Origin of the sequence: Blastococcus sp. TML/M2B (assembly GCF_016612865.1) — a bacterium.
GTDB lineage: Bacteria > Actinomycetota > Actinomycetes > Mycobacteriales > Geodermatophilaceae > Blastococcus.
This window is the reverse complement of the sequence record NZ_JAENZZ010000002.1, coordinates 776,203-795,583: the sequence shown is the minus strand read 5'-3', so window position 1 is coordinate 795,583 and position 19,381 is coordinate 776,203. Positions and strand designations below refer to the sequence as shown.

Sequence of the window (19,381 nt, the reverse complement as noted above, 5' to 3'; positions counted from 1 at the left end):
TGCCCGTCGGTGAGGAGGTGCCGGATGTCCACGCCCGAGCACGAGCCGTCGTCGTCGCCCGGCCAGCCGGGCCCCGATCAGCAGGGCTACGGCCAGCAGCCCTACGGCCAGCAGCCCTACGGCCAGCAGCCCTACGGCCAGCAGCCCTACGAGCAGCAGCCCCACGGCCAGCAGCCCTACGAGCAGCAGCCCTACGGGCAGGGAGACGGGACGTACCCGGCGCAGCCGATGCCCGGCCCGCCGCCGTGGGGGCAGTACAGCCAGCCCACGGGCGCGCTGGGCACCATGCGCCCGACCGGGATGATCATCCTGCTCTTCTTCGTCACCCTGGGGGTCTGGGGCTTCGTCTACTACTTCCAGACCCACGAGGAGATGAAGCGGCACACCGGCGAGGGGCTCGGCGGCATCATCGCCCTGATCATCGCGGTGATCTTCGGGATCGTCTCGCCGTTCCTGCTCAGCAACGAGGTCGGCCGGCTCTACGAGCGCCGCGGGCAGGCCCCTCCGGTCACCGCCCTCACCGCGCTGTGGTTCTTCCCCGGCATCTTCATCCTGGTCGGCCCGTTCATCTGGTTCGTGCGCACCAACAACGCGCTCAACGAGTACTGGCGCAGCCAGGGCGTCACCCGGACCAGCCTGGTCTGACGCGGACCGGCAGGATCGCACCGTGCCGAAGACCAGCGCCGGGATCCTGCTGCACCGGCTCGGCCCCACCGGCCGGGAGGTGCTGCTCGGTCACATGGGCGGCCCGTTCTGGGCGCGCAAGGACGACGGTGCCTGGTCCCTCCCCAAGGGCGAGCACGGCCCCGACGAGGACCCGCTGGCGGTCGCGCACCGCGAGTTCGCCGAAGAACTCGGCTCGCCGGTCCCGGCCACCGACCTCGTGCCGCTGGGGCAGCACCGCGCCTCCGGGAAGGTCCTCACGATCTGGGCGGCCGAGGGCGACCTCGACGCCGCTGCCTGCACCAGCAACACCTTCGAGCTGGAGTGGCCGCCACGGTCGGGCCGGGTCCAGGAGTTCCCAGAGATCGACCGGGCCGCCTGGTTCGGCCTCGACGAGGCGCGCGCGAAGCTGGTGAAGGGTCAGTTGCCCTTCCTCGACCGCCTCCACGCGCTCCTGGAGCAGGCCCATCCCACTGGCTGAGCGGCCGTCCCGCTCCGTGGATGACGGTTGGATGACGTGTCGTCCCACCCCGCCCCGGCCGACCCAGATCGACGCCCGGGCCTGCGAGGGTTCTGCTGTTCCGTTTCCAGGACCACCGGTCCACGCCCTCGGGGAGGCATCCATGACGTGCACTCAGTGCGACGCCGTCGCGCAGCGCGGGCGGTTCTGCGTCGGCTGCGGCAAGCGCCTGCCGCCGTCCCCGCTGCCCGTGCGCCGGCCGCGCCTGGCCCCGCAGCACCTGAACGACGACGACACCCAGCCGGTGCTGCGCTTCGGCGTCACGCCGCGGACCCCGGTCGAGCTCCAGCGGGACGCGCTCGTCTGAGCCCGCGGGGTTGCGGACGCCGGGGGTGGGATGCCACTCGCGGCGTCCGCACCCGCGGAGCGGCGGCAGTGAGCGGCCTCACTGCTAGCAATCCGCTTGCTGGAGTTAGCACTCCGCGGATCCGGGGCATGGACCAGACCGTCAGGTCATCCCCGATCTACGGAGTTGTTTCTCGTCATGACCGACGCCACCAGGATCCAGAACCAGCTGCGCGCCCTCGTCCTGCTCACGCAGACCGAGGAGCAGATCGCCCGGACCCGGATCTCGCAGGCCCGGACCGACGCCGTCCGCCGCGAACTCGTCCAGAACGCCGACAACGCCGCGGCCCGCACCGTCGAGATCACCGAGGCGCTGCGCGCGGCCGGCGGCGTCCCGGACGTCGTCACCCCCGCGATCGGCCGGCTCTCCGCCGTCCTCAAGGCCACCGTCGAGCAGGCCGCCCCGCTCGAGGAGGCGCTGCTCACCGACCTGCAGCTCGAGCACCAGCTGGTCGACCGCGCCACCTACCTCAAGGTGCTGGCCGAGAAGGCCGGCGCGACCGAGGTCCGGCGGCTGGCCGAGAAGCTGGTCGACGCGCACACGGCCACCGTCGAGTGGCTGACCGTCGTCCTCGCGGAGGAGGCGCTGGGCGGCCCCGCCGCGCTGGTCGCCACCCCGCTGCAGAAGGTCGCGGGCACCGTCGCCCGGGCCGCCGGTGCGCCGGTCCGGTTCGTGCACAACACGGTCAACACCGCGCTGGACTCGGTGCAGCAGGCAGGCGAGGAGACCACCGAGCGCCTCGGCGCCGTGGCCGACCGCGCCGCCGCGCTCACCGGCGCCGTCGGCGAGACCCTCACCGTCAGCCGCGCCGCCGGCCTGCGCCGGGCCGAGCGCATCGCCCGGCGCGAGGGCGAGCCGGAGGCGGCCGCCGCGGCCCGGGCCGCCCGCGAGGAGCTCGGCGACCTGACCGCCGACGAGCTGCCGATCCCCGGCTACGACTCGATGGCGGTCGCTGACGCCGTGAAGGCGATCAAGAAGCTCACGACGCCGCACGACGTGAACGTGGTGATCCGCTACGAGGAGACCCACAAGAAGCGGTCGAACGTGGCGAGTGCCGCGCAGACCCGCCTGGCCGACCTGGCCAAGGAGGCCGTCGGCGTCTCCAGCTGATCCGCGCCGGCCGAGGGCCCGCATCCCGTCCGGGGTGCGGGCCCTCCCGCATGCCGGTACGGAGGCGCGCGGCGGGTGCCGTGCGGGTGACATGCGTCCCCAGCCGTTTGCCACACCGCGGGGACGGGGGACACCTCCCGGTATGAGCATCACCCCCGAGGCCCTGGCAGCGGAGTTCTCGCTGACCACGGCCGCGACCCGACTCGATTTCCTCAGCCGCCGCGACAACGGCGACACCACGCTCAACACCGTCCGGGACGACGACGATTCCTGGGCGTCGCTCAAGGACACCGACACCCAGCTCGACGTGCACGAGTCCCTGGAGCTGCTCGCCCTCGGCGAGGTCGTGGCGCGCAAGGCGCACGACAGCCGGCTGGTCGGCATCCGCGCGGCCCTGCGCGGCGGCGCCTCGTGGGAGCAGATCGCCACCGCGCTGGGCGTCACCCCGGAGCAGGCGTGGGACACCTTCCTGGCATCGGTCGAGCAGCTCGAGGACGACGCCGCGGCAGCCGCCCGCGAGCTGGCCGGGGCCCGCCCCGGCCGCTGAGGCCCAGCGGGCCCCGCCTCACCAGCGCAGCGGCTGGATGGAGCGCGAGTCGGCGGTGTGGCAGGGGCGGCAGTGGCCCCAGGTCACGATCTGGAGGGGCGTGGCCGGGCCGCCGCACTCGGGGCACTCGACCTGCTCGCCCGCCTTGGATCGCGCCTCGGCGATCTCCGCGGCGCGGTCCTGGTGGATCCGCGCGTCCCCCCGGCAGGGGCAACCGAGGTGGGCGTCGGCGCATCGTCCGTGCTGAGCGGGAACGGGGTGCCTCCTGGACGGGGCCGCAGCGGTGGCAACCGTGCGGGTTCTCCCAGGTTAGCGGTCCGCGGCGTTCTCGGGATCCCTCCGCCGGGGGCTTTTGCAGGCAGGGCCCCGGTGGGTGCCCCGGGGCCGGGTCAGCGGCTCTCCAGCGCCGGGGCGCCCGGTGGGGCGCGGGGCCGCTGGGGCGCGCGGTTCATCCGGAACGCTTCGTTATCGGACCGAGTCCGGCGTGACGACGGGGAAGCCCCAGGTCAGCGCGCCGTCGTGCAGTCTCTCCGCGACCTGCACCACCGTCCGGAGCACCCAGGAGCACCCATGACCGTCCCCGGCCCCGACGCCCCCACCCCCGGCGGGCCCGCCGGCCAGGACCCGGCGCCGCAGCAGCCCGCCGGCCAGAACCCGGCTCCGCAGCACCCGGCGCCGCAGCAGCCCGTCGGCCAGTACCCGGCTCCCCAGTACCCGGCAGCGCAGCAGCCGGCCGCGCAGGGGCCGTCCTCGAAGAAGAAGTGGCTCGGCATCGCCGGTGGCGTCGCCGTCGCCGGTGTGGTCGGCGCCGGCGTGCTGGGCGTCTTCGGTGCCGGCACCTCGGACGTCGGTGACTGCATCAGGACGACCAGCGACACCGTACTACGAGACGGTCGACTGCGACTCGAAGGAGGCCGAGTTCAAGATCATCGGCATCGACGAGCAGGAGATGACCTACAAGGACTTCGAGGAGGCTCCCGTCGAGGACCTCTGCGTCGACTTCGTCGACACGACCGAGTACGTGCTCTGGGAGGGCGACATGCTCACCGAGCCCGGCACCATCTACTGCGCCGGCCCGGTCTGATCGGTCCGGGTCGCCCGCCGGCTCCGGCCGCGGGCGGCCCGGGATCACCGCCCCTGGGGCAGAAACGGCCCTTTCTGCCCCCGAGGAGGCGGGCAGAACGGGGGCGGCGGGGTCGGGTCGGAAAAAAGTTCGCGCGCCGTGTCGATCCCGCCCGCGCCCGATCGACGGAAGGGTGGAGGGGAGCTCGCGCCGGCCCACCGGGACCGGCCTCCACCTCCGCCGACAAGGGAGAACTCCGATGCGCTTCATGGTGATCGTCAAGGCGACCGAGGACAGCGAGCGGGGCGCGCTGCCCAGCCAGGAGATGCTCGAGGCGATGGGCGCCTACAACGAGGAGCTGGTCAAGGCCGGCGTCATGCTCGACGGCGACGGGCTGCGGCCCAGTTCCCACGGCGCCCGCGTGCGGTTCGACGACAAGGGCGAGGCCACCGTCGTCGACGGCCCGTTCACCGAGACCAAGGAGCTCGTCTCGGGCTACTGGATCTTCGACGTGTCCTCCAAGGAGGAGGCCGTGGAGTGGGCCCGCAAGGCGCCGTTCCGCGGCGGTGAGCTGGAGATCCGCCCGTTCTCCGTCGCGGAGGACTTCGGCGAGGCGTTCACCCCCGAGCTGCAGGAGAAGGAGAACCAGCTCCGGGAGCAGAACGCCCAGCGCCAGGCGTGAGCACCCCCGGGACGGCGTCGACGGCCGCGGACCTGCACCGCGTCGTCGACGCCGTCTGGCGCATGGAGTCGGCCCGCATCGTCGGCGCCCTGACCCGCGTCACCGGCGACGTCGGGCTGGCCGAGGAGCTGGCCCAAGGACGCGCTGGTCGCGGCGCTGGAGCAGTGGCCGGGGACCGGCGTCCCGGCGCGGCCCGGGGCGTGGCTCATGGCCACCGCCAAGCACCGGGCGGTCGACACCTTCCGGCGGGCGCAGAACCTGCGCCGCAAGACCGAGGAGCTGGGGCGCGGGCTGGTGCAGGAGGAGGGCGCCGAGGAGGACTGGGCCGCCGCGCTCGACGAGGTCGTGGAGGACGACGTCCTGCGGCTGGTGTTCATCGCCTGCCACCCGGTGCTCTCGCGCGAGGCCCGGGTGGCGCTCACCCTGCGGCTGGTCGGCGGGCTGACCACGGAGGAGATCGCGCGCGCCTTCCTCGTCCCGGAGACGACGCTGGCGCAGCGGATCGTGCGGGCGAAGCGGACCCTGACCGCCGCTCGGGTGCCGTTCGAGATGCCCACCGGCCCGGACTTCGCCGACCGGCTCTCCTCGGTGCTCGAGGTGCTCTACCTGGTCTTCAACGAGGGGTACGCGGCGACGGCGGGGGAGGACCTCGTCCGGCCGGCGCTCTGCGCGGAGGCGATGCGGCTCGGGCGCATCCTGGCCGGGCTGGTGCCGGAGGAGTCCGAGGTGCACGGCCTGGTCGCCCTCCTGGAGCTGCAGGCCTCCCGGCTGGCCGCGCGCACCGGACCGGACGGCGCGTCGGTGCTGCTCGCCGACCAGGACCGCAGCCGGTGGGACCGCGTGCTGGTCACCCGAGGGCTGGCGGCGCTGGACCGGGCGCACGGGACGGCGCGGGGCGGCCTCGGCCCCTACGCGCTGCAGGCGGAGATCGCGGCCTGCCACGCCCGGGCGCACAGCGTCGAGGAGACCGACTGGGCGGCGATCGCCGGGTCGTACGAGGCGCTCGCCGCGCTCACCCCCTCACCGGTGGTGGAGCTCAACCGAGCGGTGGCGGTGTCGCGCGCGTACGGGCCGGCGGCGGGGTTGGAGCTGGTCGACGCGTTGCTCGACGTCCCGGCGATGAGCGGGTACCACCTGCTGCCCGCCGTCCGCGGGGACCTGCTGGTGTCCCTGGGCCGGGCCGAGGAGGCCCGGGGCGAGTTCCAGCGGGCCGCGGGGCTGACGCGCAACGAGCGCGAGCGCGCCCTCCTGCTCGGCCGCGCCGCCGACTGCGGGGCACGGGCGGTGCCGCCCGGCGCCTGAGCGAACTCCCGGCCGGCGCCGGACCCGCGACCGCGCCCGACCGGCGCGCCCCCGGCCGTGCCTATCCTTAGGTGTGCCTTGCCTACCGGCGGGGTGCGGAGCCGATGCAGGAGGACCACGTCCGTGACCACGCCGCGCCGGGCGCTCCCCGGGCTGTTGACTGCTGCCGCCGTCGTCGCCGCCCTCGCGGGCTGCGGCGAGTCGGAGGCGTCGGGGGCCGACACGCTGACCGTGTACAGCGCGCAGCACGAGAGCCTGGTCCGCACGATGCTCGAGGGCTTCACCGACGAGACCGGCATCGAGCTGGAGTTCCGCGACGCCAACGACTCCGAGCTGGCCAACCAGATCGTCCAGGAGGGCGACGCCTCCCCGGCCGACGTCTTCCTCACCGAGAACAGCCCGGCGATCGACGTCGTCGACGACGAGGGCCTCCTCGAGCCGGTCGACCAGGCGACGCTGGACCAGGTGGAGGCGGCCTACCGGCCGGGGTCGGGCAACTGGGTCGGCTTCGCCGCCCGCTCGACCGCGCTGATCTACAACCCGGCCGAGATCGCCGAGGACGAGCTGCCGGCCTCGATGCTCGACCTGGCCGACCCCGCCTGGGAGGGGCGGGTCGCGATCGCCTCCGGCGGTGCGGACTTCCAGGCGATCGTCAGCGCGGTGCTCGCGCTGGAGGGCGAGGACGCGACGCGCGCCTGGCTGGAGGGCCTGCAGCGCAACGCGGAGGTCTACGCCAGCAACACCGCGATCATGAAGGCCGTCGACGAGGGCGAGGTCCCCCTCGGCATCACCTACCACTACTACTGGTTCCGCGACCAGGCGCAGAACGGCCTCATCGGCGACGACGCCCGGCTGCACTGGTTCCGCCATCAGGACCCCGGCGCCTTCGTCAGCGTCTCCGGAGCCGGCGTGCTCGCCTCCTCCGACCAGAAGGACGACGCACAGCGGCTGGTCGAGTGGCTGACCAGCAGTCAGGCCCAGGAGCGGCTGGCCGACAGCAGCGCGCTCGAGTACGCGGTCGGTGTGGGGGTGGCGTCGGCCGACGCCCTGCCGCCCCTGGCCGACCTCCAGGCACCCGCCGTCGACCCCGGGGCGCTCGACGCCCCGCTGGTCACCCGGCTGATGCAGGAAGCGGGCCTGCTCTGACCGCTCCTCCGCTGCCGGGCCCGGGCCCCGGGGCGCCGGTCCTCCCGGCGGCCCGGGGCTCGCGGGCGTCGGCATCGCCCCGCCGCCGGCTGCGCCGGTCGCCGGTGACCCTGGCGCTGGCCGTCGCCGTCGCCGCGCTGGCGCTGCTGCCGCTGGGCTACATCGCCTGGTACTGCGTGGACCTCGGCTGGGCCGGCATCCGCGAGCTCGTCCTCCGGCCCCGGGTGGGGGAGCTGCTCTGGAACACCGTCCGGCTGGTGGCCGGCACGGTGCTCGTCTGCGCCGTGCTGGGCCTGGGAGCCGCCTGGCTGGTCGAGCGCACCTCGGTCCCGGGCCGGCGCGTCTGGCACGTGCTGCTGGTCGCCCCGCTGGCCGTGCCGGCCTTCGTGAACAGCTACGCGTGGGTCTCGCTGCTGCCCGGCCTGGACACCTACGCCGGCGCGCTGCTCGTCGTCAGCCTGTCCTACTTCCCCTTCGTGTACCTACCGCTGGCCGCGGCCTTCCGCGGGCTGGACCCCGCGCTCGAGGAGACCGCCCGGGGGCTGGGGCTCTCGACGTGGTCGGTCTTCCTCCGGGTCCAGTTGCCGCAGCTGCGGGTCGCCCTGCTCGGCGGCAGCCTCCTGGTGGCCCTGCACCTGCTCGCCGAGTTCGGCGCGCTGCAGATGCTCCGCTACCCGACGTTCACGACCGCGATCTACGACCAGTACCGCGCCACGTTCAACGGACCGGGCGCCACGATGCTGGCCGGCGTCCTCGTCGTCCTCTGCCTGGTCCTGCTGCTCGCCGAGATCCGGCTGCGCGGGCACCGGGGCTACGCCCGCGCCGGCCGGGGTGCCCCGCGTCCGGTCCGGCCGGTGCGCCTGGGCCGCCTCACGCCGCCGGCGCTCGGCGGGCTCGCCGTCCTCGTCGGTCTCTCGCTCGTCGTGCCGCTGGGCAGCCTCGGCTACTGGGTGGCCCGCGGGGCCGGTGCGGCCCTGGACGGCGCGGCGCTGCTGACCACCACGGGGACGACGCTCGCCCTGGCCGCGGTGGCGGCGGCGCTGACCACCGCGATGGCGCTGCCCACGGGCTGGCTCGCCGTCCGGGCCCGGGGCCGCGTCTCGACCCTGCTGGAGCGCAGCACCTACGTCGGCAGCTCGGTGCCCGGCATCGTCGTCGGCCTGGCGCTGGTGACCCTCAGCATCCGGGCTACGCCCTGGCTCTACCAGACGGTGCCGGTGCTGCTGGTCGCCTACGCGATCCTGTTCCTGCCCCGCGCGATCGTCACCGTGCGCTCCGCGGTCGAGCAGTCCCCGGCCCTCTACGACGACGTCGCGGCCTCCCTCGGCGCCTCGGCGCCGGCGCGGCTGCGGCGGGTGACCCTGCCGCTGCTCGCCCCGGGCATCGGCGCGGGTGCGGCGCTCGTCTTCCTGGCGGTCGTCACGGAGCTGACCGCCACGCTGCTGCTGGCCCCCACCGGGACGACGACGCTGGCGACGGCGTTCTGGTCGGCGAGCAGCGCCCTCGACTACGGCGCGGCAGCGCCCTACGCGGTGGTCATGGTGCTGCTCTCGGCGCCGGCGACCGTCCTCCTGTCCCGAGACGCCCGACGAGGACTGACCCCATGAGCTCCCTGACCGTCACCGGCCTGACCAAGGCCTTCGGCGCCACCCCCGTCCTCCGGGGGGTCGACCTGCACGTGCCGACCGGAACCCTCACCGCGCTGCTCGGGCCCTCCGGGTGCGGCAAGACCACGCTGCTGCGGCTGGTCGCCGGCTTCGACGACCCGGACTCCGGCACCGTCGCCGTCGGCGACCGCGTGGTCGCCGGTGGACCCGGGCGCGGTGTGCCCGCCCGCCGCCGCGGCATCGGCTTCGTGCCGCAGGAGGGCGGTCTCTTCCCGCACCTCACGGTGGCGGGCAACATCGGGTTCGGTCTGCCCCGGCACGAACGCCGCGACGGGGGCCGGATCCGGTCGCTGCTCGAGATCGTCGGGCTGGACGCAGCGCTCGCGGCCCGCTCCCCGCACCAGCTCTCCGGTGGCCAGCAGCAGCGCGTGGCGCTCGCCCGGGCGCTCGCACCGGCGCCCTCCCTGGTGCTGCTCGACGAGCCGTTCTCCTCCCTCGACGCCGCGCTGCGCGAGGAGACCCGCGCCGCCGTCGCCACCGCCCTGGACGCCACCGGCGCCACCGCGGTGCTGGTCACCCACGACCAGGCCGAGGCGCTGTCGATGGCCGACCAGGTGGCCGTGCTGCGCGAGGGCCGGCTGGTGCAGCTGACCGATCCGCAGACCCTCTACCGCAGCCCGCAGGACCTCGACGTGGCCACCTTCGTGGGCGAGGCGGTCGTGCTCACCGCCGACCTCCGCGCGGGGACGGCGCACTGCGCCCTCGGGCCCGTGCCGGTCGACGGGGCGCCCGCGGACGGCCCGGCGCGGGTGCTGCTGCGGCCGGAGCAGCTCCGACTGTCGGCCCCGGGCCCGGTGCCGGGGGAGCTCCTGGCCCTCGTGGGCGCGGTCGACTTCTACGGCCACGACGCCCGGGTCGGGCTCACCCTCCCCGACGGCACGGCCGTGACCGCCCGGCTGGACGGCGCCGACCTGCCCGCGGCCGGTGCGCAGGTGGCGGTGACCGTGCGGGGCTCGGCGCTGGCCTTCCCGACGTCGGTGGGCACCGGGCAGCCGACGTCGGTGCCGGCCTGACGTCTGCGCCGCACCGCGCCGCACCCCTGCCGGGACCGGGGATTAGGAGAGCCTAAGCTCACGTCCCGTGGATCTCCTCCTCTTCACCGTCGACCCGTCCTGGGGGCGCGACGTGGTCGCCGCCGGAGCAGCCGGCATCGTCGTCGACTGGGAACGGCGGGGGAAGGCGCGACGCCAGCTCGGCGAGAACACGCAGATCAACGAGGACACCCCCGAGGACCTGACCCGCATGCGGTCCGCTGTCGACGGGCTGCTCGTGTGCCGGATCAACGGCTACGGCCCCTGGACGCCCGACGAGGTGGACGACGCCGTCGCACGCGGCGCGGACGAGATCCTGCTGCCGATGGTCCGCACGGTCGAGGAGGTGGACCGGACGCTCGACGTGGTCGCGGGCCGGTGCGGTCTCGGCATCCTCGTCGAGACGCAGCACGCCGTCGACCGGGCGGTCGACCTGGCCCGCCGGCCGCTGTCGCGGATCTACGTGGGGCTCAACGACCTGCGCATCGACCGCCGGTCCACCGAGCTGTTCCGCCCCCTCGTCGACGGCACCGTCGAGGCCGTGCGGGCGGCGACGGTCAGCCAGCCGTTCGGCGTGGGCGGCCTGACGCTGCCCGGCGGCGGGTTCCCGGTGAGCGCGGACCTGCTCGCCGCCGAGCTCGTCCGGACCGGCACCGAGTTCACCTTCCTCCGGCGGTCCTTCACCGCCGACATGGCCGGGCGGGACCCGTTCACCGAGGTCCCGCGGCTGCTCGGATCCCTCGCCGAGCTCCGCGGCAGCGCCCCGGCGGCCGTCGCCGAGAACCGGTCCCGGTTCGTCGAGGCCGTCGACGGGCGGCCGCTCGCGCTGGCGTCGGCCCCGCCCGCGTGAGGGCCGTCGTCACCGGTGCCGGCGGCTTCGTCGGCCGGCACCTCGTCCGGCGGCTGCAGCTCGACGGCTGGGACGTCGCGCCGTTGGGCCGCGAGCAGGTCGACCTCGCCGACCCCGTCGCCGCCGCGGCGGCAGTGCGGGCCGCGGATCCCGACGTGGTGTTCTCGCTGGCCGCCGGCCGCGCGAAGGCGACCGCTGCGGAGCGGGCCGCGACGGTGGCGGTGAACACCAGCCCCTGGCTGGTGGACGCGCTGCCCGACCGGTGCCGCACGGTGGTCCGGCTGGGCTCCTCCACGGAGTACGCCGCCTCGCCCGCGCCGCTGACCGAGCGGGCCGCCCTCGAGCCGAGGGGCTTCTTCGGCGCGACGAAGGCCGCCGGGTCCCTGCTGCTGCAGGCCGCCGCGGCCGAGCGCGGGATCCGCGCGGTGGTGCTCCGCGCCTTCCAGGTTTACGGCCCCGGCGACCACCCGACGCGGCTGGTCCCGGTCGTCCTCGAGGCGGCCCGCACCGGGGGCACCGTGGCGCTGCCCGCGCACGTCAGCCGGCGGGACTGGGTGTGGGTCGGCGACGTGGTGGACGCGTGCCTGCGTGCCGCCGGCCGGGAGGACCTGCCGCCGGGCGTCGTCCTCAACATCGGGACCGGGGTGCAGACCAGCACCGAGGAGCTCGTCGAGACCGCCGCCCGCGTGACCGGCCGGCCGATCGCCACGGCGCCCGGCGCGCACCCGGGCCGGCACTGGGACACCGCCGACTGGGTCTGCGACCCGACCGCCGCGCGGCGGCAGCTCGGGTGGGCACCGACCGTCGACCTCGCCGAGGGGCTGGCCCGCACCTGGGCGCGCTCGTGAGCACGCGGGTCGCCGTCGTCGCGCCGGTGTACGGGAACGAGGCCACCCTGCGCCCGCTGGCGGAGCGGCTGGCCGGTGCGCTGGTGGGCCGGGACTGGCGGCTGCGGCTGGTCGTCGACGCCTCGCCGGACGGCAGCGCCGCCGTCGCGGCCGCCCTGGAGGCGGAGGACCCCCGCATCGGCGTCACCGTCCTCGCGGTCAACGGCGGCCAGCACGCGGCGCTCGCCCGCGGCCTGGCCGACGAGGGGTCGGCCGAAGCCTGGGTCGTCCTGGACGCCGACCTCCAGGACCCGCCGGAGGCCGTGCCGCTGCTGCTGGACCGGCTGGCCCGGGGGGACGTCGCCGCGGTCTTCGCCGGCCGGCGGGGGCGCTACGAGTCGGCGGCCCGGCGGCTCACCGGCGGCCTGCACCGGTGGGTCGCGGCCCGGCTCACCGGCCTGCCGGCCGACGCCGGCGCCTTCTTCGCCATGGACCGGGCCGTGCGGGACGCCGTCGTCACCGCGGTGCGCGACGGCGGTGCCCCCAGCGTGGTGCTGGCGGTCGCCGCGGCCCGGCGGCCGGTCGCGAGCCTCCCCGTCGAGCGGGACACCCGCCCCGAGGGCCGGTCGGCCTGGACGACCCGCACGCGGCTGCGCCAGTCGGCCCGGTCGCTGCACTGGGCGCTGCTGGCCCGTCGCTGACCCGACCGGTCAGGTGCCGGCCTCCCAGCGCTGCAGCACCAGCCGGGTCTGCGTGCCGCGGAAGTCCTGCTCGTCGCCCAGCCGGAGCCCGGCGGCACGCAGGATCTCGTCGTCGTCGGTGGGCTCGGGTACGCCGTCGATGAGCCGCCGGACCAGCCAGACCCGGTCCGCGTCGGCCGGGGCATCGTCCGGCGGCAGGACCAGGTCGGCGCGCAGCCGTGGCGCGAGCACCCGCACGTAGTGGTCCAGCCCGATCGCCGAGCGCTGGTCGGCGGCGACCACCGGCTCGCCGGCGACCTGGGCCGCGGCGAGGGCGCGCACGAGGTCGTCGGCGCGCTCGCGGGGCTCGCGATCGAGCAGCGGGGTGCTGGCGAGCAGCGCGCACACCAGCAGCACCGCCGCCAACGGCGCCCGTCCCACGCGCGGCACGGCCAGGGCCCCGACCGCCGCCAAGACGGCGAGCCCGAGCAGCCCGGCCAGGAGGTACCGCGGGTGGTAGACGGGCCGGAGCAGCTCGGCGCCCACCAGGAGCAGCAGCGGGACGCAGGTCCACGCCAGCCCGAGCACCCGCAGCTCGCGGGTGCCCCGCACCGCACCCACCACCGCCAGTCCGACGACGAGCCACAGCAGGGGGGTGCGCCCGCCGGCCCAGGCCTCGACGGCGTAGCCCAGCAGGCGGCCGTCGGTGTCCCGGAGGTGCTCGGCGTTGCGCGACCCCGTGCCGTTGAGCAGGTTGACGCCGACCAGCAGGCCGACGGGCAGTGCGGCCGCCGCCCCCACCAGGACGACCGGCAGCGCCCGGCGCCCGCGCAGCACCACCGCGGCGACGACGAAGGCCGCCAGCACGGTCACGGCGTACCAGTGGGCCAGCCCCATGCCCGCGCCGGCGAGCCCGAGCAGCAGCAGCCCCCGCGGCGGCTCCTGCAGCCACCGGACGAGGCCGAGCGCCGTCGCCCCGGTCGCCAGCACGGCCAGCCCGTAGCTGCGGGCCTCGACCGACTGCTGGAGCAGCAGGGGGCCGGCCGCCATGAGCAGCCCGGCGAGGACGCCGGTGGCGGTGCCGCCCAGCCGGGCGACGGCGCGGGTGGCCAGGGCGAGGCCGCCGGCGGTGGCGACGAGGGACAGCACGCGGAGCGCGGTGTCGCTGCCGAGGCCGGGCACGGACATCCACGCGTGCACGACCACGTAGTACGGCGCGTTGTACGACGGGGGGACGCCGGCGAGGTAGCTGGTCACGCCCTCGCCGTCCCGGATGGCGGCCAGGATCTCGCCGAGCGGCCGGCGGCCCACCTCGGCGGTGAACAGCTCGTCGAACCAGAGCCCGTGCCCGGGGAGCAGCAGCAGGATCCCGAGCGCCAGCACCAGCGCCGGCGGCAGGAGCTCGGCGAGGGACCAGCGCGGCGACGGGCCGCGGTCGGCCTGCCGCGGCGTCGCGGGCGCGTCGGTCTCCCGGGTCGCCGTCACGGCCCGAGGCTAGGCGACGACCGGCCGTGCCCTGGACGGGGCAGGCGGTCGAGGAGGGCCCGGGCGAGGGCGACGGCGGCGGGGTCGACCGGGTCGCGTTCCGCGGCGGCGCGCAGCACCCCGGCCAGCGGCCCGGCGACAGCGGGGGAGAGCGCCGTGATCCACGCCGCCGACGCAGCCCGCGCCTCGGCCACGTGCTCGGTGCCGCCGTCCGGCAGGTGCGCGACGACCTCGGGTCGGGACGCCAGCAGCCCGGCCGGGCGCCAGTCGCCGGATGTCGTGCGGGCCGCCAGCTGCTCGAGCCGGTCGGCCGCCGCGCGGAGTGCGGTCGCGTCGTCCACCCGGGCATCGTGGCGGGTCGCGGTGGTGCCGGCTCGTGGGGGGTGGGCGGCGGCCGCGCGAGAGCCCCCACCTGGACCCGGAGCACGGGAGCGACGTGCTCGCCGGCACCCGGCGGATCCCCCGCCCCGGGCTCAGGCCGGCTCGCGGCGCATGGGCACGTGCGGGATGCCGTCCTCGTCGTAGCCCGGGCCGCTGCGCCGGAAGCCGAACTGCTCGTACCAGGACTCCAGGTGCGCCTGGGCGCCGAGCGTCATCGGGCCGTCGCCGTGGTCGGCGACCGCGAGCTCGATCAGCCGGGCGGCGAGCCCCTGGCCGCGGAAGGCCGGCGCGGTGACGACCCGGCCGACCGCCCGGCTCCCCCCGTCCTCCAGGACCCGGATCAGCGCCGCGACCTCGCCGTCGGCGGTCTCGAACCACAGGTGCTCGGTGCCCGGCTCCAGGTCGCGGCCGTCCAGCTCGGGATACGGGCAGGCCTGCTCCACGACGAAGACGTCGACCCGCAGCCGGAGCAACCGGTACACCTCGGACGGGGACAGCTCGGCGAACCGGGCCCGGCGCAGGACGGGGTCGCCGGAGGAGGACGTCATGCCCCATTGGTACCGGAGCCCCGACGGCCGGCCATCTGCGGTCGCCGCACCGCCTCATCCGCGTCCGGGGCGGGTCAGCTCCCCGGGTCGTCCTGCTCCTTGCGGGACCGCAGCCACAGCGGGACGGCGAGCCACCACCACGCGAGCAGCGCCGCCACGCCGGCCGACACCACCCAGGCCATGGTCCGGTCGAACAGGACGTCGACGACCAGCAGCAGCGCGGAGCAGACGGCGACGGCGAGCACCACCAGCCCGGCGAAGGCGGAGCGGTTGCTGCGGTGCAGCAGCGCCTCCTTGTCCTTCTGCCGGAACAGCACCCGGTGCTGCGCGGCGGGCGCGATGAGGAGGGCCGTGGCGACCGCGGCCGCGACGAGGGCGACCAGGTACACGTCGCGGTGGAAGTCGGTCAGCTCGTCGACCCCCGCGGAGAAGGGCACGACGAGCAGGAAGGCGAAGAGGAACTGGACACCGGGCAGAGCCACCCGGAGCTCGTTGAGCAGCTCCATGAGCTCGCGGTTGACCCGCTCCTGCCGGGTCTCGCCGTCCTGGGCCACCTGGTCCTCCTCGCGCCGGCCTACCGGCCCAGGGCCGTCGTCGCCTGATCCACCAGCTCGAAGTGGCCGACCGCCCAGAACGCCGCGCCGGCCGCGGCCAGGCCGCCGACGGTGACGGCCAGGGAGGTGGCCGGGTGCTGCCGGGCGTGCGCCCACGCGTCGGTGGCCTTGCGGCGGAAGGTGTCGAAGAACCGCCGGGCCCAGGCGAACTCCGTCGACCACACCCACAGGCCCAGCAGGACCGGCGGGATGGTCAGCGGGCCGGGCAGCACGGCCAGCGCCACCCCGAGGGCCACGCACAGCAGGCCCATCACGAACACGCCGATCCGCCAGGTCAGGGCGACCTGGCGGTTGGCGTGCACCCGCGCGCGGAACGAGCCGGGCCGCACCTCGCGGGGGCGGCCCAGCCCGTCGGTGCAGTCGGGGCAGCGGGTCGCGCCGCCGGTGGGAGCGGTGGGCGCGGAGGTCGTCGTCACGAGGGCAGGAGGTACCCGGGCCCGCCGCCGGTCACTCCCGTTGTGCGCGACCTTTCCGCCGGGTCAGCCGACGAGGGTGGTCAGCGCGGTGCGCAGGTCGGTGGCCGGCCGGCCGAGCAGCCGCTCGAGGTCGGTGGCCGGGACGTCGAGCTCGCCCGCGGCCGTGGCCAGTTCGAGGGCGAGCACGAAGCCCGCCGTCCCCTGGTCGAGACCGGCGGCCAGCAACCCGGCCTCGAAGTCGGCGGGGGAGAGGTCGCGGTAGGCGAGGTCGGTGCCGGTGACGTCGCCGAGCACGGCGGCCAGCTCGGACATGGTGAACGCCGGGCCGCCCAGCTCGTAGGTCGCCGAGGCGGGGGAGTCGGCCAGCAGAGCGGCGACGGCCGCCTCGGCGTAGTCGGCGCGGGGCGCCGCGGCCACCCGGCCCTCGCCGGCGGCGCCGACGATCGCGCCGGTCGCCCGGTACTGCGGCAGCTGGGCGGTGTAGTTCTCGACGTACCAGCTGTTGCGCAGCAGCACCGAGTCGATGCCGGAGGCGCGCAGCAGCTCCTCGGTGAACCGGTGCTCGACGGCCAGCGGGGTGCTGTTGGTGTCCGCGCGGGCGATGCTCGTGTACGCGATCCGCCGCACGCCGGTGGCCTGCGCGGCCTCCACGACGGTGCGGTGCTGGGCCTCGCGCTGCCCGGCCTCGCTGCCCGAGACGAAGAGCAGCCGGTCGACGCCGGTGAGCGCGGCCTTCACGGCTGCCGGGTCGCCGTAGTCGGCGACCCGCACCTGGACGCCACGGGCGGCGAGGTCCGCGACCTTCGCGGGGTCCCGGACGACGGCCACGACGTCGCCCGCGGGAACGCCGCGGTCGAGGAGCGCGGAGACGGCGAGACGGCCCAGGTGCCCGGTGGCGCCGGTGACGGCGGAGGTGGTCATGCGCGGGTCAAGCTGCGTCGGTACCCGGGCATTCCCGCCGCGCCCGGACGTCAGGTGCCGTAGCGCAGCACCGCCCGCTCGCGGGCCTTCGCCGCCTCGACCTCGCGGTCCTTGGGCGGGGCCGTCGTCACCAGCGATCCGAGCAGCCGCGCGGAGACCTCGGCGATCTCCTCGACGGCGCGGTCGAACGCCTCGGCGTTGGCGCGGGACGGCTTCGTCGTGCCGCTGATCTTGCGGACGTACTGCAGGGCCGCGGCACGGATCTCGTCGTCGGTCGCCGGTGGCTCGAAGTTGGAGAGCGGGCGGATGTTCCGGCACATGGCCGCGAGCGTAGGAGCGCGGCGTCAGCCCGGGAAGCCCGCGCGGTCCACCGTGCGGTGGTACCGGTCGCCGAGCTTCCCGCCCAGCACCGCGGCCAGCAGCGTGGCCACCAGGACGGCGCCGAGGGTGATGAGCGCGCCGGTGGTGGCGGTGCCCTCCTCGATCGGGATGCGCGGCAGGTCGAGCTGCTGGAGCACGTTGTACTGGGCACCCGCGACCGCGCCGGCACCCGCGAGCACGAGCACGACGACCAGGCCGATGAGCCAGACCGCGAACCCCTGGCGGGCGCCGTCGAACCGGGCCATCCGGCCCGCGACGTACCCACCGGCCAGGTAGGCGAGGAACAGGACGACGAGCGCGGCGATCGCGCCGCCGAGCCCGATCGTGGCCGCCTGCTCGGCGGCGTCGTCGGCGGAGTCGACCCCCGAGGCGAGCCCGAGGGCGACCCCGGCGGCGCCGAGGGCGGCGAGCAGCAGGACGGCGAGGCCGTTGGCCGACAGCCAGCCGAAGAACGCCGATCCCCACCGGATGCCGCCGAAGGAGGCGCGCTGGGCGGCGACGGTCTCCTGGACCGACGGGGGAGCGGCGTGCCGAGGGGCCGCCTCCGGCGCGGGCTGGACGCGGGTCTGCTCGCGCTCGGGCAGGGTGGGCTCGGTACCGGACGTCGTGGAGCCGGTCATGGTGTCTCCTCGCAGGACACGTGCGTCGATCCCCCCGGACGGCACTGCGGGTTGCCCCGCGGGCGGCAGCCAAACGGCACGGGGCCGCACGTCCCCCGGACGGGCGAACAGGACGGAGGCGGCATGACGGTGCTCCTGGTCGACGCGGCCAACGTCGTCGGCGCGCGCCCCGACGGGTGGTGGCGCGACCGCGCGGGCGCGGCGACCCGCCTGCTCGAACGGCTCGGCGGGCTCGTCGGGCGCACGGTGACCGGCCCGGACGGCGGGCCGCTGACGTGCACCGCGGTGGTCGCCGTCGTCGAGGGGCGGGCACGCGAGGCGGCCGGCCCGCCGGCGGTCGAGGTGGTGCGCGCGGCCGGCAGCGGCGACGACGCCCTCGCCGCCGAGGCGGCCGCGCTCGCCGCGGCCGGCCGGCCCGTGCTGGCGGTGACCGCAGACCGGGGGCTGCGCGCGCGGCTGCCCGGCACGGTCGCCGTCACCGGGCCGGGCTGGCTGCTGGCCCGCCTGGACGAGGCCGCGGGTTGACCCGGCGGAGGCGGGGGTAGCCCTGCGCGGACGCACCACCCCAGCCGAGGAGCTGAGACGTCCCCATGCCGATCCCATCCGACGACGCACCGCTGACCGTCCTGGTCACCGGCGCCTCCAGCGGCATCGGCCGTGCCACCGGCCTGGAGCTGGCCGGGCGGGGCGCGCAGCTGGTGCTGATGTCCCGCGACCGCGGTTCCCTCGAGGAGGCCGCCGCCGAGATGCGGGCAGCCGGAGCGGCCCAGGTCGTGGTCTGCGCCGGCGACGTCACCGACGAGGACCAGGTGCGCGCGGCGGTCACCGCGGCGACCGGCCGGTTCGGCCGGCTCGACGTGGTCGTGCACTCCGCGCAGGTGATGGCCTACGGCCGGATCGAGGACGTGCCGCGCGAGGTGTACGAGACCGTCGTCGACACGGCGCTGCACGGCACCGCCAACCTGGCCCGCGTGGTCCTCCCCGTCTTCAGGGAGCAGAAGGCCGGGCACCTGGCCGTCGTCAACTCACTGCTCGGCAACGTCACCGCGCCCACGATGGGGAGCTACGTCGCCGCCAAGTGGGGCCAGCTCGGCCTGGTCCGCACGCTGCAGCTGGAGACCCGCGACGAGCCCGGCATCTCCATCTCGATCGTGCAGCCCGGCGGTGTGAACACCCCCATCTACAGCCAGGCGGCGTCGTGGACCGGCAACACGGGCCGGCCGCCACCCCCGGTCTACTCGCCGTTCCGGGTCGCCCGCCGGGTGCTCACCACGCTGGACCGGCCGCGCCGCGTGGTGCAGGCCGGGGTGCTCAACCCCGTCGTCACCGCGGGGTTCCGGCTGCTGCCCGGGCTCTACGACGTGCTCGTCGGACCGCTGCTCCAGCAGCTGGCGGTGTCGAAGGAGGAGACCCCGCCGACGGCCGGGAACGTGCTGGAGTCCAAGCCCTCGGGCAACGCCACCGAGGGGCGCTGGCGCAGCCTCTGAGCGGCGCGTGCGACGCGCCGGTGAACTCTGCGTTCCAGGACGTCGCAGCCCGTTGCCCGACCCCGCCGGGCGGGTCCAGGCTGGCGTCCCCGAC

24 protein-coding genes are annotated in these 19,381 nt (G+C 75.9%); 16 read left to right on the top strand and 8 right to left on the bottom strand.

Going from position 1 to position 19,381, the window contains the following annotated elements:
• Positions 1–24: 24 nt before the first annotated feature.
• The 14 genes from JKP75_RS12440 to JKP75_RS12375 all read left to right on the top strand — a co-directional run bounded on the left by JKP75_RS12440 (position 25) and on the right by JKP75_RS12375 (position 12,455).
• Positions 25–645, top strand: coding sequence for a DUF4234 domain-containing protein (locus tag JKP75_RS12440; RefSeq protein ID WP_242471272.1), 621 nt, complete (start codon positions 25–27; stop codon positions 643–645).
• Positions 646–667: 22 nt separating this feature from the next.
• Positions 668–1,144, top strand: a complete 477-nt coding sequence (locus tag JKP75_RS12435) for an NUDIX domain-containing protein (RefSeq protein WP_200490932.1) — start codon at positions 668–670, stop codon at positions 1,142–1,144.
• 142 nt (positions 1,145–1,286) lie between these two features.
• Positions 1,287–1,490, top strand: coding sequence for a hypothetical protein (locus JKP75_RS12430; protein WP_200490933.1), 204 nt, complete (start codon positions 1,287–1,289; stop codon positions 1,488–1,490).
• Positions 1,491–1,667: 177 nt separating this feature from the next.
• Positions 1,668–2,639, top strand: a complete 972-nt coding sequence (locus JKP75_RS12425) for a ferritin-like domain-containing protein (protein ID WP_200490934.1) — start codon at positions 1,668–1,670, stop codon at positions 2,637–2,639.
• Between the two features lie 142 nt (positions 2,640–2,781).
• Positions 2,782–3,186: a hypothetical protein gene (locus tag JKP75_RS12420; RefSeq protein WP_200490935.1), complete on the top strand. Its 405-nt coding sequence runs from the start codon at positions 2,782–2,784 to the stop codon at positions 3,184–3,186.
• Between the two features lie 850 nt (positions 3,187–4,036).
• Positions 4,037–4,270: a hypothetical protein gene (locus tag JKP75_RS12415; protein ID WP_200493124.1), complete on the top strand. Its 234-nt coding sequence runs from the start codon at positions 4,037–4,039 to the stop codon at positions 4,268–4,270.
• A gap of 238 nt (positions 4,271–4,508) precedes the next feature.
• On the top strand, positions 4,509–4,931 hold the full coding sequence (locus tag JKP75_RS12410) for a YciI family protein (protein ID WP_200490937.1): 423 nt from the start codon (positions 4,509–4,511) through the stop codon (positions 4,929–4,931).
• 207 nt (positions 4,932–5,138) lie between these two features.
• On the top strand, positions 5,139–6,233 hold the full coding sequence (locus JKP75_RS12405; RefSeq protein ID WP_242473309.1) for an RNA polymerase sigma factor: 1,095 nt from the start codon (positions 5,139–5,141) through the stop codon (positions 6,231–6,233).
• Positions 6,234–6,356: 123 nt separating this feature from the next.
• Complete coding sequence (locus JKP75_RS12400; RefSeq protein WP_200490938.1) at positions 6,357–7,379, top strand: iron ABC transporter substrate-binding protein; 1,023 nt, start codon at positions 6,357–6,359, stop codon at positions 7,377–7,379.
• 104 nt (positions 7,380–7,483) lie between these two features.
• On the top strand, positions 7,484–8,986 hold the full coding sequence (locus JKP75_RS12395; RefSeq protein WP_200490939.1) for an iron ABC transporter permease: 1,503 nt from the start codon (positions 7,484–7,486) through the stop codon (positions 8,984–8,986).
• On the top strand, positions 8,983–10,059 hold the full coding sequence (locus JKP75_RS12390) for an ABC transporter ATP-binding protein (RefSeq protein WP_200490940.1): 1,077 nt from the start codon (positions 8,983–8,985) through the stop codon (positions 10,057–10,059). Before JKP75_RS12395 ends, JKP75_RS12390 begins: the two co-directional genes overlap by 4 nt.
• Positions 10,060–10,126: 67 nt before the next feature.
• On the top strand, positions 10,127–10,927 hold the full coding sequence (locus JKP75_RS24000; protein ID WP_200493123.1) for an aldolase: 801 nt from the start codon (positions 10,127–10,129) through the stop codon (positions 10,925–10,927).
• Positions 10,924–11,775: an NAD(P)-dependent oxidoreductase gene (locus JKP75_RS23995; protein WP_200490941.1), complete on the top strand. Its 852-nt coding sequence runs from the start codon at positions 10,924–10,926 to the stop codon at positions 11,773–11,775. The genes JKP75_RS24000 and JKP75_RS23995 overlap by 4 nt, the downstream gene beginning before the upstream one ends.
• Positions 11,772–12,455: a glycosyltransferase gene (locus JKP75_RS12375; protein WP_200490942.1), complete on the top strand. Its 684-nt coding sequence runs from the start codon at positions 11,772–11,774 to the stop codon at positions 12,453–12,455. Before JKP75_RS23995 ends, JKP75_RS12375 begins: the two co-directional genes overlap by 4 nt.
• A 9-nt stretch (positions 12,456–12,464) precedes the next feature.
• On the opposite strand, the gene JKP75_RS12370 is transcribed toward JKP75_RS12375, so the two are convergent.
• The 8 genes from JKP75_RS12370 to JKP75_RS12335 all read right to left on the bottom strand — a co-directional run bounded on the left by JKP75_RS12370 (position 12,465) and on the right by JKP75_RS12335 (position 17,800).
• Positions 12,465–13,919, bottom strand: coding sequence for a glycosyltransferase family 39 protein (locus JKP75_RS12370; RefSeq protein WP_200490943.1), 1,455 nt, complete (start codon positions 13,917–13,919; stop codon positions 12,465–12,467).
• On the bottom strand, positions 13,916–14,260 hold the full coding sequence (locus JKP75_RS12365; protein ID WP_200490944.1) for a hypothetical protein: 345 nt from the start codon (positions 14,258–14,260) through the stop codon (positions 13,916–13,918). The genes JKP75_RS12370 and JKP75_RS12365 overlap by 4 nt, the downstream gene beginning before the upstream one ends.
• Positions 14,261–14,392: 132 nt before the next feature.
• Entirely contained in the window at positions 14,393–14,848 is a 456-nt protein-coding gene (locus JKP75_RS12360) for a GNAT family N-acetyltransferase (protein ID WP_200490945.1), read from the bottom strand.
• Between the two features lie 74 nt (positions 14,849–14,922).
• Complete coding sequence (locus JKP75_RS12355) at positions 14,923–15,402, bottom strand: DUF6328 family protein (protein WP_200493122.1); 480 nt, start codon at positions 15,400–15,402, stop codon at positions 14,923–14,925.
• 20 nt (positions 15,403–15,422) lie between these two features.
• Entirely contained in the window at positions 15,423–15,878 is a 456-nt protein-coding gene (locus tag JKP75_RS21380; RefSeq protein WP_200490948.1) for a PGPGW domain-containing protein, read from the bottom strand.
• Between the two features lie 63 nt (positions 15,879–15,941).
• Positions 15,942–16,799 (bottom strand): SDR family oxidoreductase, encoded by an 858-nt coding sequence (locus JKP75_RS12345; RefSeq protein ID WP_200490949.1) that lies wholly within the window; start codon positions 16,797–16,799, stop codon positions 15,942–15,944.
• Positions 16,800–16,849: 50 nt separating this feature from the next.
• On the bottom strand, positions 16,850–17,119 hold the full coding sequence (locus JKP75_RS12340) for a DUF2277 domain-containing protein (protein WP_200490950.1): 270 nt from the start codon (positions 17,117–17,119) through the stop codon (positions 16,850–16,852).
• A gap of 24 nt (positions 17,120–17,143) precedes the next feature.
• Positions 17,144–17,800, bottom strand: coding sequence for a hypothetical protein (locus JKP75_RS12335; protein WP_242471274.1), 657 nt, complete (start codon positions 17,798–17,800; stop codon positions 17,144–17,146).
• A gap of 123 nt (positions 17,801–17,923) precedes the next feature.
• Here JKP75_RS12335 and JKP75_RS12330 point away from each other — a divergent pair, with 123 nt between their 5' ends.
• On the top strand, positions 17,924–18,325 hold the full coding sequence (locus JKP75_RS12330) for a hypothetical protein (protein ID WP_200490951.1): 402 nt from the start codon (positions 17,924–17,926) through the stop codon (positions 18,323–18,325).
• A gap of 65 nt (positions 18,326–18,390) precedes the next feature.
• A complete protein-coding gene (locus JKP75_RS12325; RefSeq protein WP_200490952.1) occupies positions 18,391–19,287 on the top strand; it encodes an SDR family oxidoreductase in 897 nt (298 codons plus the stop codon).
• The last annotated feature ends 94 nt before the right edge of the window (positions 19,288–19,381 follow it).

Coding starts and splice junctions, on each gene's coding strand:
- JKP75_RS12405 (WP_242473309.1), top strand. CDS start 5,139: ATGGCCACCGCCAAGCACCGGGCGGTCGACACCTTCCGGCGGGCGCAG.
- JKP75_RS12410 (WP_200490937.1), top strand. CDS start 4,509: ATGCGCTTCATGGTGATCGTCAAGGCGACCGAGGACAGCGAGCGGGGC.
- JKP75_RS12335 (WP_242471274.1), bottom strand. CDS start 17,800: ATGACCGGCTCCACGACGTCCGGTACCGAGCCCACCCTGCCCGAGCGC.
- JKP75_RS12340 (WP_200490950.1), bottom strand. CDS start 17,119: ATGTGCCGGAACATCCGCCCGCTCTCCAACTTCGAGCCACCGGCGACC.
- JKP75_RS12440 (WP_242471272.1), top strand. CDS start 25: ATGTCCACGCCCGAGCACGAGCCGTCGTCGTCGCCCGGCCAGCCGGGC.
- JKP75_RS12345 (WP_200490949.1), bottom strand. CDS start 16,799: ATGACCACCTCCGCCGTCACCGGCGCCACCGGGCACCTGGGCCGTCTC.
- JKP75_RS12420 (WP_200490935.1), top strand. CDS start 2,782: ATGAGCATCACCCCCGAGGCCCTGGCAGCGGAGTTCTCGCTGACCACG.
- JKP75_RS12425 (WP_200490934.1), top strand. CDS start 1,668: ATGACCGACGCCACCAGGATCCAGAACCAGCTGCGCGCCCTCGTCCTG.
- JKP75_RS12330 (WP_200490951.1), top strand. CDS start 17,924: ATGACGGTGCTCCTGGTCGACGCGGCCAACGTCGTCGGCGCGCGCCCC.
- JKP75_RS12430 (WP_200490933.1), top strand. CDS start 1,287: ATGACGTGCACTCAGTGCGACGCCGTCGCGCAGCGCGGGCGGTTCTGC.
- JKP75_RS12390 (WP_200490940.1), top strand. CDS start 8,983: ATGAGCTCCCTGACCGTCACCGGCCTGACCAAGGCCTTCGGCGCCACC.
- JKP75_RS12360 (WP_200490945.1), bottom strand. CDS start 14,848: ATGACGTCCTCCTCCGGCGACCCCGTCCTGCGCCGGGCCCGGTTCGCC.
- JKP75_RS12325 (WP_200490952.1), top strand. CDS start 18,391: ATGCCGATCCCATCCGACGACGCACCGCTGACCGTCCTGGTCACCGGC.